The sequence below is a fragment of the Lysobacterales bacterium genome, assembly GCA_019634735.1.
Lineage (GTDB): Bacteria > Pseudomonadota > Gammaproteobacteria > Xanthomonadales > UBA2363 > Pseudofulvimonas.
This window is the reverse complement of the sequence record JAHCAT010000003.1, coordinates 184,221-197,579: the sequence shown is the minus strand read 5'-3', so window position 1 is coordinate 197,579 and position 13,359 is coordinate 184,221. Positions and strand designations below refer to the sequence as shown.

General features: G+C 71.4%; 13 protein-coding genes. 10 read left to right on the top strand and 3 right to left on the bottom strand.

Features of this window, described 5'->3' with window-relative positions; all coding sequences use genetic code 11:
• Nucleotides 1-43 precede the first annotated feature (43 nt).
• Both KF823_04775 and rnk read left to right on the top strand, forming a co-directional pair.
• A complete protein-coding gene (locus KF823_04775) occupies nucleotides 44-1,072 on the top strand; it encodes an oxidoreductase (GenBank protein ID MBX3725213.1) in 1,029 nt (342 codons plus the stop codon).
• A 238-nt stretch (nucleotides 1,073-1,310) separates the two neighbouring features.
• The gene (gene rnk, locus KF823_04770) at nucleotides 1,311-1,766 is read left to right on the top strand and encodes a nucleoside diphosphate kinase regulator (protein ID MBX3725212.1); all 456 of its coding nucleotides are present in this window, start codon (nucleotides 1,311-1,313) and stop codon (nucleotides 1,764-1,766) included.
• Here the strand turns inward: rnk and KF823_04765 are convergent.
• Both KF823_04765 and KF823_04760 read right to left on the bottom strand, forming a co-directional pair.
• Nucleotides 1,742-2,602: a DnaJ domain-containing protein gene (locus KF823_04765; protein MBX3725211.1), complete on the bottom strand. Its 861-nt coding sequence runs from the start codon at nucleotides 2,600-2,602 to the stop codon at nucleotides 1,742-1,744. The two genes, rnk and KF823_04765, sit on opposite strands and share 25 nt — an antisense overlap.
• A gap of 113 nt (nucleotides 2,603-2,715) precedes the next feature.
• A complete protein-coding gene (locus KF823_04760) occupies nucleotides 2,716-3,165 on the bottom strand; it encodes an Hsp20/alpha crystallin family protein (protein MBX3725210.1) in 450 nt (149 codons plus the stop codon).
• Between the two features lie 182 nt (nucleotides 3,166-3,347).
• On the opposite strand from KF823_04760, the gene raiA reads away from it, so the two are divergent.
• From raiA to ptsP, 6 genes are all read left to right on the top strand, one after another.
• Entirely contained in the window at nucleotides 3,348-3,671 is a 324-nt protein-coding gene (gene raiA / locus KF823_04755; GenBank protein MBX3725209.1) for a ribosome-associated translation inhibitor RaiA, read from the top strand.
• A 100-nt stretch (nucleotides 3,672-3,771) separates the two neighbouring features.
• The gene (gene hprK / locus KF823_04750) at nucleotides 3,772-4,725 is read left to right on the top strand and encodes an HPr(Ser) kinase/phosphatase (protein MBX3725208.1); all 954 of its coding nucleotides are present in this window, start codon (nucleotides 3,772-3,774) and stop codon (nucleotides 4,723-4,725) included.
• Nucleotides 4,719-5,630 carry an RNase adapter RapZ gene (rapZ, locus tag KF823_04745; protein MBX3725207.1) on the top strand — a complete coding sequence of 304 codons (912 nt, stop codon included), beginning with the start codon at nucleotides 4,719-4,721 and terminating at the stop codon, nucleotides 5,628-5,630. The genes hprK and rapZ overlap by 7 nt, the downstream gene beginning before the upstream one ends.
• The gene (locus KF823_04740) at nucleotides 5,627-6,025 is read left to right on the top strand and encodes a PTS fructose IIA subunit family protein (protein ID MBX3725206.1); all 399 of its coding nucleotides are present in this window, start codon (nucleotides 5,627-5,629) and stop codon (nucleotides 6,023-6,025) included. Before rapZ ends, KF823_04740 begins: the two co-directional genes overlap by 4 nt.
• Nucleotides 6,022-6,291, top strand: a complete 270-nt coding sequence (locus tag KF823_04735) for an HPr family phosphocarrier protein (GenBank protein ID MBX3725205.1) — start codon at nucleotides 6,022-6,024, stop codon at nucleotides 6,289-6,291. The genes KF823_04740 and KF823_04735 overlap by 4 nt, the downstream gene beginning before the upstream one ends.
• Nucleotides 6,292-6,442: 151 nt before the next feature.
• Nucleotides 6,443-8,113 (top strand): phosphoenolpyruvate--protein phosphotransferase, encoded by a 1,671-nt coding sequence (gene ptsP, locus KF823_04730; GenBank protein ID MBX3725204.1) that lies wholly within the window; start codon nucleotides 6,443-6,445, stop codon nucleotides 8,111-8,113.
• Nucleotides 8,114-8,196: 83 nt separating this feature from the next.
• On the opposite strand, the gene KF823_04725 is transcribed toward ptsP, so the two are convergent.
• Nucleotides 8,197-10,461 (bottom strand): TonB-dependent receptor, encoded by a 2,265-nt coding sequence (locus tag KF823_04725; protein ID MBX3725203.1) that lies wholly within the window; start codon nucleotides 10,459-10,461, stop codon nucleotides 8,197-8,199.
• A gap of 183 nt (nucleotides 10,462-10,644) precedes the next feature.
• Between KF823_04725 and KF823_04720 the strand changes: the two genes are divergently transcribed.
• Both KF823_04720 and hutI read left to right on the top strand, forming a co-directional pair.
• Complete coding sequence (locus tag KF823_04720; GenBank protein ID MBX3725202.1) at nucleotides 10,645-11,955, top strand: GntP family permease; 1,311 nt, start codon at nucleotides 10,645-10,647, stop codon at nucleotides 11,953-11,955.
• Nucleotides 11,956-12,125: 170 nt separating this feature from the next.
• Nucleotides 12,126-13,358 carry an imidazolonepropionase gene (hutI, locus tag KF823_04715; protein ID MBX3725201.1) on the top strand — a complete coding sequence of 411 codons (1,233 nt, stop codon included), beginning with the start codon at nucleotides 12,126-12,128 and terminating at the stop codon, nucleotides 13,356-13,358.
• The last annotated feature ends 1 nt before the right edge of the window (nucleotide 13,359 follow it).

Genomic DNA, 13,359 nt, shown 5'->3' with positions numbered 1-13,359 from the left:
CTGAGGCCCGCGCGGCCGACCGCCGACCGGCCAGGAGCACGCCATGACCGTACCCGAGCAGTTCAGCGCCTTCCGCATCCACGACGACGAAGCCGGCTACCGCGCCGGCATCGAACAACTCGCCCTCGACCAGCTCAGTCCCGGTGAGGTGACGGTCCGGGTCGCCTGGTCGTCGGTGAACTACAAGGACGCCCTGGCCGGCACCGGCAAGGGCCGGATCCTGCGCCGCTTCCCCCTGGTCGGCGGCATCGACGTCGCCGGCCACGTGGCCGCCTCGACCGACCCGCGCCACCGGGACGGCGACGCCGTGTTGATGACCGGCGGCGGGCTCTCGGAAACCCGCGACGGCGGCTACGCGCAGTACCTGCGCCTGCCCGCCGACCAGGTGGTGCCACTGCCGGCCGGCCTGGACCTGCGCGAAGCGATGGCGCTGGGCACCGCCGGGTTCACCGCCGCACTGGCGTTGTTCCGCATGGAGCAGAACGGCCAGTCCCCCGACCAGGGGCCGGTGCTGGTGACCGGCGCCACCGGCGGTGTCGGCATGCTCGCGATCGCCATCCTGGCCCGTGCCGGTTACCAGCCGCACGCCCTCACCGGCAAGTTCGAACGCCTGGATACGCTGACCGCGCTGGGCGCGACGTCGGTGCTCGACCGGCGCACCCTGCCGATGGGCCAGCGCCCCCTGGAGTCCACGCACTGGGCAGGCGCCATCGACAACGTCGGCGACGAGACCCTGGCCTGGCTGACCCGGGTGGTGCAGCCCTACGGCAATGTCGCCAGCTGCGGCCTGGCGGGCGGCGCCGAACTGCACACCACGGTGATGCCCTTCATCATCCGCGGCGTCAGCCTGCTGGGCATCGCCTCGGCGGGCACCGACTACGGCATCCGCCGGGAGATCTGGCAGCGCCTGGCCGGCACCTGGAAGCCCACGCAACTGGACCGGATCGTCACCCAGGAGACCGGGCTCGACGGGTTGCCGGCCGTGTTCGACCGGATGCTGGCTGGCGATTCGTTCGGCCGCACGGTGGTGCGGATCGGCGAGGCCGAGTCCGGGACCGAGGCCGCCATTTGACTTGCCGGTCCGACCCGGCCGATGATGGCCGGGCCATGGTCCAGCGCGCCACCTTCACCCGATTCCACCTGCACGCAGGCGCGCTGGCCGTACGCGCCTGACCCCGGGCGCCGCCCCCCCAACCGGGCCGGCTGGCCCCGGGGACCGCGCCAGCAGGCGTCATCGACGCCGATTCCCGAATCACCCCGCCGGCACCGACGCCCCATCGCGCGCGACCGGACGAGACGGAAACTCCACCATGACCGACACCCTGCCCGCCCTGGGAGGTTCCCGCCCACCGTTGCTGCTGGGCCGACTCGCGCACCGCCGCCTGGTCGCCCTCGCCGACGCCGCCGCCGACCGCCAACCCGAGTTCGCCCAGTCCCTGCTGGTGGAACTGGCCCGTGCCAGCCTCGCGGACGACGATCTGCTGCCCGACGATGTCGTGGCGGTCGGCCGGCGGATCGAGTACTTCGACCATCACGCCGGGCGCAGCCGGTGCATCGACCTGGTCTGGCCGTCCGAGGCGGACATCGACCTGGGCCGGATTTCCGTGCTGACGCCGATCGGTGCCGCCCTGATCGGGCTGCGCGTCGGCCAGTCGATCCAGTGGCAGGTCACCGATGGCAGCGTCCGCCGCCTGGACGTGCGCAAAGTGACAGCCACCGGCGTGCCGCCCGTGACCGCCTCTCAGGCGTCGACCGGTTCGCCGTAGGCCTGTGCCAGCGCCTGCCAGGCCTGGCGCTGCTCGGCGCTGGCCGCGGCCGGCGCGTCGATCTCGATGCGGACGAAGTGGTCGCCGGGCGGATCGCCGGGCAGACCGCGACCCTTGAGTCGCAGGCGGCGGCCGCTGGGTGTGCCGGCCGGGACGCGCAGCCTGACGATTCCGGCCAGGGTGGGCACCGGAACCTCGGCACCAAGGGCCGCCTGCCAGGGCCGCACCGCGACCCGGCCGAGCAGGTCGCGACCGTCGACCTCGAACTGAGGATGCGGTGCCAGCGCGATCTCCAGCAGGACATCCGCACCGTCCGGACCCTGTCCGGAGAGGCGGATGGTCTGGCCGGCGGCGATACCGGCCGGGATGCGCACATCAAGGGTCCGGCCGGCCAGGGTGATGCGCTGGCTGCCGCCCTGGGCGACCTGCTCGAGCGGCAACTCCAGCGTCGCCCGCAGGGCCGCTGGCTTGCGCGGCCGACCACGGGCGCCACCCGTGCGGCCCTGACCGCGCCCGAAAAGGCTTTCGAAGAAGTCGCTGAAATCCCCGGCACCCTCGCCCGGCGCGCCGAAACCGCCACCGTTCCAGTCCGGCGGCGGGCGGAACTGCTGGCCATCGCGGTAGCCGGCGCGCAGGTCGTCGTAGGCGGCCCTGCGATCCTTGTCGCGCAGCACCTCCCAGGCCTCGTTGATGGCCTTGAACCGGGTCTCCGCGTCGGCTTCCTTGCTGACGTCCGGGTGGTACTTGCGGGCGAGCCGGCGATAGGCCTGCTTGATGGTGGCCTCGCTGTCGTCGGGCTTGACGCCCAGCTCCCGGTAGTAGTCATGGAACTGCATGGCGGGATGGTCTCACATGCGTCGACGGGCGGCGGGCGACACCCTGCCCGCCGCTGCTTGGGTCAGCGGCGGGCAGGCCAGCGGGAAGCCGGGGCGGCACCGGCCCGGCGCGGTCACTCCACCGAGATGCGGCGCGGCGTGGTCTCCGGGCGCTTGGGGATGACGATCTCCAGCACGCCGTGGCGGCCGGTGGCGCGGATGCCCTCGGCATCGGCCGAGTCGGGCAGTGCGAACCGGCGGTAGAACAGGCCACGCGAGCGCTCCATCCGGGTGAAGCGCTCGGTCTCCTCGACCTTTTCGCTGCCGCGCTCGCCCCTGATCGACAGGATGCCCTTTTCCATCGAGATCTCGATGTCCTTGGGGTCGACGCCGGGGATGTCGGCCAGAATCACGAATCGGCCGGTCTCCTCCTTGATGTCCACCCGGGGCGCCCACTGGCTGGTGACGACGTCGGACTGGTCCGACTCGTCCAGCGTGGCGAGCTTGTTGAAGGCGTCGAACGCCTGTTTGAACTCGTCCCGGATGGCCGGGGCCAGGTTCCAGTGGTAACGGCTCAGACTCATGGTTCGCTCCTTGGCTTGATCCGGGCGGACCGACTCGGCCGCCCATGCCGCCCAGATAGGTGCGCCCCGAGGAAAGTCAAGGCCCCCGGGGCCTGCGGGCCGGCACCGGACATCTGGCGGTCACGCGGGGGATGGCTACAATGGATTCCCGGCCGAATGGCCACCGACGCGAGGAGCAACCCATGCAGATCCAGGTCACCGGCCACCAGCTTGAGGTCACCCCCGCGCTCCGCGACTACGCGACCGGCAAGGTCGAGCGGCTGACCCGCCTGTTCGAGCAGGCCACCGGCGCGCACATCATCCTCTCCGTGGACACCAAGCTGGTGCACAAGGCCGAATGCCAGGTCAACGTGCCCGGCAAGCAGCTGTTCGCCGACGCCGAGGCGCCGGACCTGTATGCAGCCATCGACGGCATGGTCGAGCGCATGGAGGTGCAGGTGCGCAAGTACAAGAGCAAGCTCACCGACCACCATCGCGCCGAGGCGCGCCGCGCGCACGCGGACTGATCGTGACGGCCGGGACACGACGCATGCCTCCCGGCCGAACGCCCGCCGCCCCGCTTCCGGCGGCGGGCCGACCGCGTCGTCGCCCCTGCAGGGCACGGCCATGATTCCCCGGCTGACCGTCCGCGAGCTGTTCGACCAGGTCGGCGAGCGCATGAAGCTGCGCTGGATCGCCGGCCAGCGCGGCGAACAGCGGGTCATCGAGCCGGGCGAGAACCTGACCCGCCGGCCGTCGCTGGCCGGCTACCTCAACGTGATCTTTCCCAACAAGGTGCAGATCATCGGCACCGAGGAGCTGCAGTTCCTCGACGGCCTGGATCCCCGCCAACGCTGGGAGATCATCGAGAAGATCGTCAACTACCGCCCCGCGGCCCTGGTCGTCACCAAGGACCAGCCGATGCCGACCGACCTGCGCGAGGCGGCCAACGAGACCGACACGCCCCTGTGGCAGTCGCCGCTGCGCGGCCACGAGCTGCTCACCTACCTGCAGTACCACCTGGCGCGCGCACTGGCCAGGCGCACCACCCTGCATGGCGTGTTCATGGAGGTCTATTCGATCGGCGTGCTGATCACCGGCGATTCCGGGTCGGGCAAGAGCGAGCTGGCGCTGGAGCTGATCACCCGCGGCCACCGGCTGATCGCCGACGACGCCCCCGAATTCACCCTGATCGCCCCCGACGTGATCGACGGCACCTGCCCGGAACTGCTGCAGGACTGCCTGGAGGTGCGCGGCCTGGGCATCCTCAACGTCCGCGAGATGTTCGGCGACACCGCCATCAAGCGCAACAAGTACCTGCGCCTGGTCGTGCACCTGCAGCGCCTGGACGGCGACATCAACAGCCAGCCGATCGACCGCCTGCGCGGCGACGCCTCTTCGCGGGAGGTCCTGGGCGTCGAGGTGCCGATGCTCACCCTGCCGGTGGCGCCGGGCCGCAACCTCGCGGTCCTGGTCGAGGCGGCGGCACGCAACCACATCCTGCGCCTGAAGGGCTACGACCCGGCGCAGACCTTCATCGACCGCCAGGCCCATCAGCTCAAGCATCAGCGACCATGGTGAATCCGCCCTCCCCCGACACGTCCGGGATCGCCGGACCGCCCAGCCAGGCGGCGCGCCTGGTCGTGCTCACCGGCCTGTCCGGTGCCGGCAAGACGGTGGCGCTGCGCGCCCTCGAGGACCTGGACTTCTACTGCGTCGACAACCTGCCCGTGGCCCTGATTCCCGACCTGCTGGCGTCGGCCCGCGGCGGCCGCGCCGACTACCCGCGCGTCGCGGTCGGCGTCGATGCCCGCAACCGCCCGGAGGACCTGGCCGAGCTGCCGCGCATCCTGTCCGGACTGGTCAGCGCCGGCACCGAGGTCCAGCTGGTGTTCCTGGACACCCCCGACGCCGTCCTCATCAAGCGCTTCTCCGACACCCGCCGCCGGCACCCGCTGGCCGGCGACGACCGGGCGCTGGCCGACGCCATCGCCCTGGAACGCCAGCTGCTGCGTCCCCTCCTGGCGATCGCCGATCTCACCATCGACACCGGCGAGATGAACGTGCACCAGCTGCGCCGGCTGGTCAGCGCCGAGGTCGGCCGGCACGGCCTGCGCCTGATCCTGCTGTTGCAGTCGTTCGGCTTCAAGCGCGGCGTCCCCGGCGACGCGGACTTCGTCTTCGACGCCCGCTGCCTGCCGAACCCGCACTGGGTGCCGCACCTGCGGCCCCTGTCGGGACGCGATCCGGAAGTCCGCGACTGGCTGGAGTCCGATCTCCAGGTCGGCAGCTTCATCGAGCGCGTGCGCGGCCTGCTCGACGACTTCGTGCCGCGCTTCGATGCCGACGACCGCGCCTTCCTGACCATCGCGGTCGGTTGCACCGGGGGCCGCCATCGCTCGGTGCACATCGTCGAGAGGCTGGCCGAGCACTTCCGTACCGGCGGCCGCGACGGCGTGCTGGTGTTCCACCGGGAGCTGTCGTGAGCGTCGGCCTGCTGCTGGTCGCGCACGGCGACATGGGCGCCGAGCTGATCCGGGTCGCCCGCAGCCTGGTCGGCGAGCTGTCGCTGCGGGCCGAGTCGGTGTCCATGCCCAACGACTGCGACGACGGCGCCGCCCTGGCACAGGTGCGCCGCCTGGTCGGCGAACTCGACCAGGGCGACGGGGTGCTGGTGATGACCGACCTGTACGGCGCGACACCGAGCAACATCTGCGGCCGGATCGAGGATCTCGGCGGCCACACGGTGCGGGTGTCCGGCCTGAACCTGCCGATGCTGCTGCGCGTGCTCAACTACGCCGGCCAGCCCCTGCCCGAGCTCGCCCGCACGGCGCTCGCCGGGGGCCGAGGCGGCATCATCCTGGACCCGGAGGCCGCGTGATCGAGCGCGAGATCGAGATCGTCAACCGCCTGGGCCTGCATGCCCGGGCCGCCGCCAAGCTGGTCCAGCTGCTGGGCGGTTTCCGTTCGGCCGCGGTGCTCGCCTACCGTGGCCGCGAGATCAACGGCAAGAGCATCATGGGCGTGATGATGCTCGCTGCAGGCGTCGGCAGCTCGGTCGTGCTGCGCCTGGACGGACCGGACGAGGAGGCGGCGATGGCCGCCGCCGTCGAGTTGTTCGCCCGACGTTTCGACGAGGGCCAGTAGTGCACCGCGCCGCAAGCCCCCTCGCGTGCGCGGACCAGGCGCTTGGGTTGCGCTGCACCGGGCCGGCCCGCCGGCACCCCGCCGCACCGCGGTCGCCGCGCCGGCTGCGCGGCCCGACCGACGCCGGCGCCGGCGCTCATCGGGGCGCGTGATGGCCAGCCGGCGCATCGTCCTCGAAGGTCAGCTGTGCAGCCGGGCGATGGCACTGGGCAGGGCCCGGCTGGTGCACCCGGCGCACTTCGTGGTCGACGAGCGGCCGATCGGGCCGCGCAGGGTGGCGCCGGAGACACGCCGCTTCGAGCAGGCCCTCGCCGATGCCCGTGCCGAACTGGCCGCCCTGCGCGGCCAGCTCAGCGGATCGCTGGTGATGGAACTGGGCGAGATGCTGGACGCCCATGCCCTGCTGCTCGAAGACCCGGCGTTCATCGACGCCGTGCGCGAGCGGATCAGCGGCGAACGGGTCGGCGCGCACGCGGCGCTGAAGCGCGAGCGGGATCGCCTGATGGCCGAGTTCGAGGCGATCGACGATCCGTACCTGCGCAGCCGCGGCGAAGACATCGAGCAGGTCATCGGCCGCGTGATCGCCGCGCTCTACCGCGACGCCGAGGAACGCATCGACCCGGCCAGCCTGGCCGGAGAGATCATCGTCACCGACCAGGTGTCGCCGGCCGACCTGGCCAGCTGGCACGAGCACGGCATCCTCGGCGTGGTCATCACCGGCGGAAATCCGCTGTCGCACTCGGCGATCCTTGCCCGCAACCTGCAGTTGCCGATGCTGTGCGGCTGCCAGGATGCGCTGTCGCAGGTGCACGACGGCGACGTCATCCTGATCGAGGGCGAGCCGCCACGGCTGGTCCTGCATCCCGACCAGAACGACCAGGCGCGCTTCGAGGCCTGGCAGGCGCAGGTCGCCCGGGAGACCCAGCGCCTGGGCCGGCTTCGCAAGGCGCCGACCCGCAGCCGCGACGGCACCGACGTTTCCCTGTGGGTCAACGCCGAGCGCGAGGAGGACATCCGCGAGGCCTGGAAGCTGGGCGCTGCCGGAGTCGGCCTGTACCGTACCGAGTTCCTGTTCCTGCAGCGGGCGGGCCTTCCCGACGAGGAAGAGCAGTACCGTGCCTATGCCGCCGCGGTACGGGCGATGCGCGGCCGGCCGGTCACCTTCAGGACACTGGACATCGGCGCCGACAAGGCCGATCGAAGCGGCCTGGCGTTGTCCCAGGAGCCCAATCCCGCCCTGGGCCTGCGCGGTGTCCGCCTGTCGCTGGCGCGTCCCGAGGTGTTCGCCATACAGCTGCGCGCCATCGTCCGGGCGGCGGCACTGGGACCGGTGCGGGTGCTGGTGCCGATGGTCGCCAATGTGCGCGAGTTGCGTGCGGTTCGCACCATGCTGGCCACCGCGGTACGCGAACTGGCCAGCGCCGGCTACGAGCTGGGCGAGCGGATCAGCCTGGGTGCCATGGTCGAGGTGCCATCCGCGGCGATCGCCATCGACACCCTGCTGACGGAAGCCGACTTCGTGTCGATCGGCACCAACGACCTGACCCAGTACCTGCTGGCGGCGGACCGGAACAACGACAACGTTGCCGGGCTCTACGACCCCGGCCACCCGGCGCTGGCCTTCCTGATCGAGCGGGTGGCGGTGGCTGCCCGCGGCGCCGGCAAGGCGGTCGCCGTATGTGGCGAGATGGCCGGCGACCCGGATTTCACCGGGCACCTGCTGCGGCTGGGCATCCGGGAACTCTCAATGCACCCCTCGGCCCTGCTGCCGGTACGCCAGGCCGTGGCGGCAGTCGACCTCGGCACCGGCGCTGCCGCCTGACGGAGGTGGGCAGCGCGCCCGCGCGGCGACTTGATCCCATGACGGCCGGCGGCAGCTGTGCCCACCGGCTGTTGCCCCCGGCCTCAGAAGAAGCTGTAGCGCGCCGCCACGTACCAGTGCCGGGGCCAGCCGTAGTAGGCGGTCTGGATGTTGCCGACGCTTGAGAATTCCTGGCCGTCGACCTTGTAGACCTTGTCGGTCAGGTTGCGCACGCCGCTGCGGAGCTGCCAGCGGCCTTCGGGCGAGTCCCAGGTACCGGACAGGCCGACCAGGGTGTAGGCGCGCTGGCTGAGCACCTCGCGGTTGTCGACGCTGAGCCAGGTCTCGCCACGGTAGGAGACGTCCCCGCCCAGCGTGAAGCTGCTGCCGTTGCCCAGGAAGAAGGTCTGGGTGGCGGCCAGGCGCGCCGTCCAGTCCGGCGAGAACGGCACGTTGGCGTGCAGGTCGGCGAGCGCCGGGTTGAGGTCCACGCGCGGATCGTCGAAGCGGTCGTACTTGGCGTCCAGCCAGCCGACCTGGGCGCTCAGGCGGGTGCCTTCGCCGATCACGGCGACGCCCTCGAACTCGATGCCGCGGATGGTCAGCTCGGCGGCGTTGAGCACCGGGAACGCGAAGGTCGGGATCGGCGCGCCGGGATTCTGCACTTCGGACACGCGCGCCTGGAAATCCTTGTAGTCGCTCTGGAACACCGACACGTTGCCGACCAGCCGGCGATCGGCCGTGCTGGTCTTGAGGCCAGCCTCGTAGGTCCACACGTACTCCGGATCGAAGGTGCTGACCTCGCTGGCCGAATTGGCGCGGCCGTTGAAGCCGCCGGACTTGAAGCCGCGGCTGGCCGACATGTAGCCGAGCATGTTCTCGGTGAACGACTTCTCCAGGCTCAGCGAGGGCGTCAGCGCCGACCAGGAGTCGTCGATCTCGAAGGCGAAGGTGCCGTTCAGGACCGGCAGCACGCGGGAGAACGTGCTGGTGGTCCGGAAATAGTCCTTGCTTTCGCGGGTGTAGCGCAGGCCGGCGCTCAGCGACCAGGTCGGCGCGAACTGCCAGGTCGCCTGACCGAACACCGCCTGGCTGGTGGTGCTGAGGTCGTCGTCGATGGTGCGCAGGAAATCGATCGGCGCACCGGCCAACGCCAGGAAGTCGTTGGCATAGGCCTCCTGGTGGGAGGGTACGTTCTCCTTCAGGTAGTACAGGCCGAACACCGCCTGCAGGTCGCCGCCGGCGTCGTACTGGAACTGCAGCTCCTGGCTGTGCTGGTCCTGGTCGAGCTGCACCAGCACGTCGCCCAGCTGGAACTCGGACGCATCGATGTCGATGAAGAACGAAGTCTCCAGCTGGCGCGCCGCAGAGATGCTCTTGAGCGTCCAGGCATCGGACAGGCGCCAGTCGAACGAGAACGACCCTCCGGTGTGTTCGAGCTGCTGGCGCTGACCCGGCTGGAACGAGGTGCGCGAGCGGAAATCGTACTCGCCGGCATCGGGCAGGCGCAGGATCACCGGTCCCAGCACCAGGTCGGACTGCACCAGCGGCGCCTCGGGGTTGCCCAGGCTGAGCTCGTTGTCCTGCTTGGTGAAATCGAAGCTCGCCGTCCACCGGAAGCGTTCCGACGGCGTGCCGGCGAGCTTGAAGCGGATCGCGCGGTTGTCGTCGTCGTTGTAGCGGGCGTTGCTGACCTCGTCCCGGACGTAGCCGTGGTTGCGTCCAAGCACCGCCGCGACGCTGGCACCGACGGTGTCGCTGAGGGGGGTCGAGCCGTAGTAGCGGCCCTCCAGGCGGCCGAAGTCGCCGGCGGTGAACTCGGCGTCGAACATCGGGGTATCCGAGGGCTGCCGGGTCACCAGCTTGATCGCTCCACCGGTGGAGTTCTTCCCGTACAGCGTGCCCTGGGGTCCGCGCAGCACCTCGATCCGCTCGATGTCGTACAGGCTGAACAGGCCGCCCTGGATGCGCGAGTAGTAGACGTCGTCGACGTAGATGCCGACGCCCGGGTCGAAGGTCTGCAGGGCGTCGGGCTGGCCGATGCCGCGGATGAAGGCGTTGACGCTGGACGCGGAACCGCGTCCCTGCACGATGTTGGCGTTGGGCACCGCGCCCTGCAGCCCGTCCAGGTTGCGCGCCTGCAGCTCGCGCAGGTCCTCGCGGTCGAAAGCGGTGACCGAGACCGGGATCTTCTGGATGTCCTCGGCGCGCCGCCGGGCGGTGACGGTGACCGCGTCGAGGCGGGTCGCGTCGCGCGCCTGCGGGCTGCGCTCCTCGGACGTGTCCTCCTGGGCGACCACGGCCATCGGCGTGGCGAACAGGGCGATCAGCAGGGCGGCGGACAGGCGGTTCAAGCGGGGCGTGGACATGGCGGCGCGGCCCTCCCGGGGCGTTCTGGTTATGGCTCCCGGCAAGCGTAGGCGGGGCGCGTCCGGCCGGCACTCGTACCTTCGTACAGTGTCCAGGCGCTGCTCGCCGCGGGCCCAATGGCCGCCTGCCGTTCCTGGAGGCCGCATGTCCCTGCCCCGCTCCCCGACCCCGGCGCCCCGGCGATGAGCCTGCTCGGCCTGCTGCTCGGCCTGGCCCTGCTCATGGTCCTGACCATGCGCGGCATGAACCTGTTCCTGGCCAGCGCGCTGTGCGCGGTGCTGGTCGCGCTGACCGGCGGCGTCGCCCTGCTGCCGGCGCTCGCCGCGGACGGCGCCCCGAACGCCCTGAATGCCTATATGCAGGGGTTCTCGGGCTTCATCGCGAACTGGTTCTTCATGTTCCTGCTGGGCGCGGTGTTCGGCAAGCTGATGGAGGATTCCGGGGCCGCCGACAGCGTCGCGCGCTGGATCACCGGCCATCTCGGGGTGCAGCGTGCCGCGTTGGCCATCGTCGCCGCCTGTGCGGTGCTGACCTACGGCGGCGTCAGCCTGTTCGTGGTCGCCTTCTCGGTGTATCCGATGGCGCTCAGCCTGTTCCGGCAGGCCGACTTGCCGCGCCGGTTCATCCCGGCGACCCTCGCGTTCGGGTCGGTGACCTTCACGATGACCTCGGCCGGTTCGCCGGAAATCCAGAACTGGATCCCGGTCGAGCACCTGGGCACCACCCACCTTGCGGCCTGGCAGGCCAGTGCCGTGGTCGCGGTGTTCATGGCGGTCAGCGGCTATGCCTGGCTGGCCTGGATGCTGCGTCGCGCCCGCGCGCGCGGCGAGCGGTTCGAGGCCCGCGCGAACGACCCGGCGGTGCCGGACCGCGCCCTGCCCTCGCCGCTGCTGTCCAGCCTGCCCCTGGTGGTGGTGCTGGCGCTGGCCTTCGCCTTTCACGACCGTCTGGGCACGGCGGCACTGATCGTCGCACTGGGCGGCGGCTGCCTGGCCGCATGGCTGTTGCAATGGCGCCACGTCCGCGATGCCGGCGCCGCCTTCACCGCCGGCAGCGTCGGCGCCCTGGTGGCGATCGGCAACACGGCCGCGGTGGTCGGTTTCGGCGCGGTGGCGCGGGTCGTTCCCGGCTTTGGGCAGGTGGTCGACTTCGTCACCCACCTGCCCGGCGGCGGCCTGGTCAGCGCCGCGGTTGCGGTCAGTCTGATCGCCGGCATGACCGGCTCGGCGTCCGGCGGCCAGGCGATCGCGCTGCCCATCCTGGCGCCCCATTTCCTGGCCCAGGGCGTCAACCCGGAACAGCTGCACCGGGTCGTGGCGATCTCGTCGGGCTGCCTGGACTCGCTGCCGCACAACGGCTACGTGGTGACCACCATCCGTGCGATCTGCGGCGAGAGCCACCGCGCCGCGTACGGTGCCATGGCCGCGCTCACCGTGGTCGTGCCGCTGGTCGGCCTGGTGCTCTGCCTGGGCCTGTTCGCGCTCGGCATGTAGCAGGCTGTCGAATGGGCGACCGGTCCGATCGTTGCCCCGCCATCGGCCCAGCGCTCTCCGGCGCCGGCAGTCTCCCGCATCGTTCCTGACCCCGGGCGATGCCGCCCGGGAACGATACGCCGGCCACCGCCAGCAGCGTCGCCAGGGCGGCGCGCCGCTATGCTTGCGCCATGGCCACGCAAGCTCCCTGGGACACCGTGCTGATCGGCGCCGACCTGGTCACCCTGGCAGGCGAAAGCGGCTGGGGGCTGATCGAGGATGGCGCCCTGGGCGTGCGCGACGGGCGGATCGTCCACGTCGGGCCTGCGGCTGCGCTGCCCCGGCCACCCGAGTACCTGGCCAGGTCGGTCGAGCGCTTCGATGGCGGCCTGCTGACGCCGGCGCTGATCGATTGCCACACCCACCTCGTGTTTGCCGGGCACCGTGGCAACGAGTTCGAGGCGCGCCTCGAGGGCGCCAGCTATGAAGCGATCGCCAGGGCCGGCGGCGGCATCGCCTCGACCGTCCGCGCCACCCGGGCGGCCAGCGAGCAGGAGCTGCTGGCCGCCTCGTTGCCGCGCGCGCGGGCCCTGCTCGAAGAGGGCGTGACCTGCATCGAGGTGAAGTCCGGCTACGGCCTGGAGCTGGACACCGAGCGCCGCATGCTGCGCGTGGCCCGGCGCATCGGCGAACGCCTGAACATCGAGGTGCGCACGACCTTCCTGGGTCTGCATGCCGTACCGGCCGAGTTCGCGGATCGTCGCGGGGAATATGTCGCGATGGTCTGCGACCGCTGGCTGCCGGCGCTGGCCGCCGAGGGCCTGGTCGATGCCGTGGATGCCTTCTGCGAGGGCATCGGGTTCTCTCCGGCGGAGTCGGCGCGCTGTCTCGACGCCGCTGCGAAGCTGGACCTGCCGGTCAAGCTGCACGCCGAGCAGCTCAGCGACCAGGGCGGCGCCGCGCTGGTCGCGGCGCGTCGCGGCCTGTCGGCCGACCACCTGGAGTGGCTGGGCCCGGAGGGCATCGCCGCGATGGCCGACGCCGGTACCGTGGCGGTGCTGCTGCCGGGCGCCTTCTACGCCTTGCGGGAAACCCGGCTGCCGCCGATCCAGGCGCTGCGCGATGCCGGCGTGCCGATGGCGGTGGCGACCGACCTGAATCCCGGAACGTCGCCGATGCCCTCGCTGCGTCTGGCGCTCAACATGGCCTGCACCCTGTTCCGCCTGAGTCCCGCCGAGGCGCTGCGCGGCGCCTGCATCAACGCCGCCCGGGCTCTGGGCCTGGGCCACGAACGCGGCCGCCTGGAACCCGGCATGCGCGCCGACCTGCTGCACTGGGCAGTGCGCGACCCGGCCGAACTGCCCTACTGGATCGGCCCCTACCCGCGCCCGCGACTGCTGCGCGCCGGGGTGTCGGACGACTGAG

Coding starts and splice junctions, on each gene's coding strand:
- KF823_04725 (MBX3725203.1), bottom strand. CDS start 10,461: ATGTCCACGCCCCGCTTGAACCGCCTGTCCGCCGCCCTGCTGATCGCC.
- KF823_04775 (MBX3725213.1), top strand. CDS start 44: ATGACCGTACCCGAGCAGTTCAGCGCCTTCCGCATCCACGACGACGAA.
- hutI (MBX3725201.1), top strand. CDS start 12,126: ATGGCCACGCAAGCTCCCTGGGACACCGTGCTGATCGGCGCCGACCTG.
- KF823_04760 (MBX3725210.1), bottom strand. CDS start 3,165: ATGAGTCTGAGCCGTTACCACTGGAACCTGGCCCCGGCCATCCGGGAC.
- KF823_04720 (MBX3725202.1), top strand. CDS start 10,645: ATGAGCCTGCTCGGCCTGCTGCTCGGCCTGGCCCTGCTCATGGTCCTG.
- hprK (MBX3725208.1), top strand. CDS start 3,772: ATGATTCCCCGGCTGACCGTCCGCGAGCTGTTCGACCAGGTCGGCGAG.
- raiA (MBX3725209.1), top strand. CDS start 3,348: ATGCAGATCCAGGTCACCGGCCACCAGCTTGAGGTCACCCCCGCGCTC.
- rapZ (MBX3725207.1), top strand. CDS start 4,719: ATGGTGAATCCGCCCTCCCCCGACACGTCCGGGATCGCCGGACCGCCC.
- KF823_04765 (MBX3725211.1), bottom strand. CDS start 2,602: ATGCAGTTCCATGACTACTACCGGGAGCTGGGCGTCAAGCCCGACGAC.
- rnk (MBX3725212.1), top strand. CDS start 1,311: ATGACCGACACCCTGCCCGCCCTGGGAGGTTCCCGCCCACCGTTGCTG.
- ptsP (MBX3725204.1), top strand. CDS start 6,443: ATGGCCAGCCGGCGCATCGTCCTCGAAGGTCAGCTGTGCAGCCGGGCG.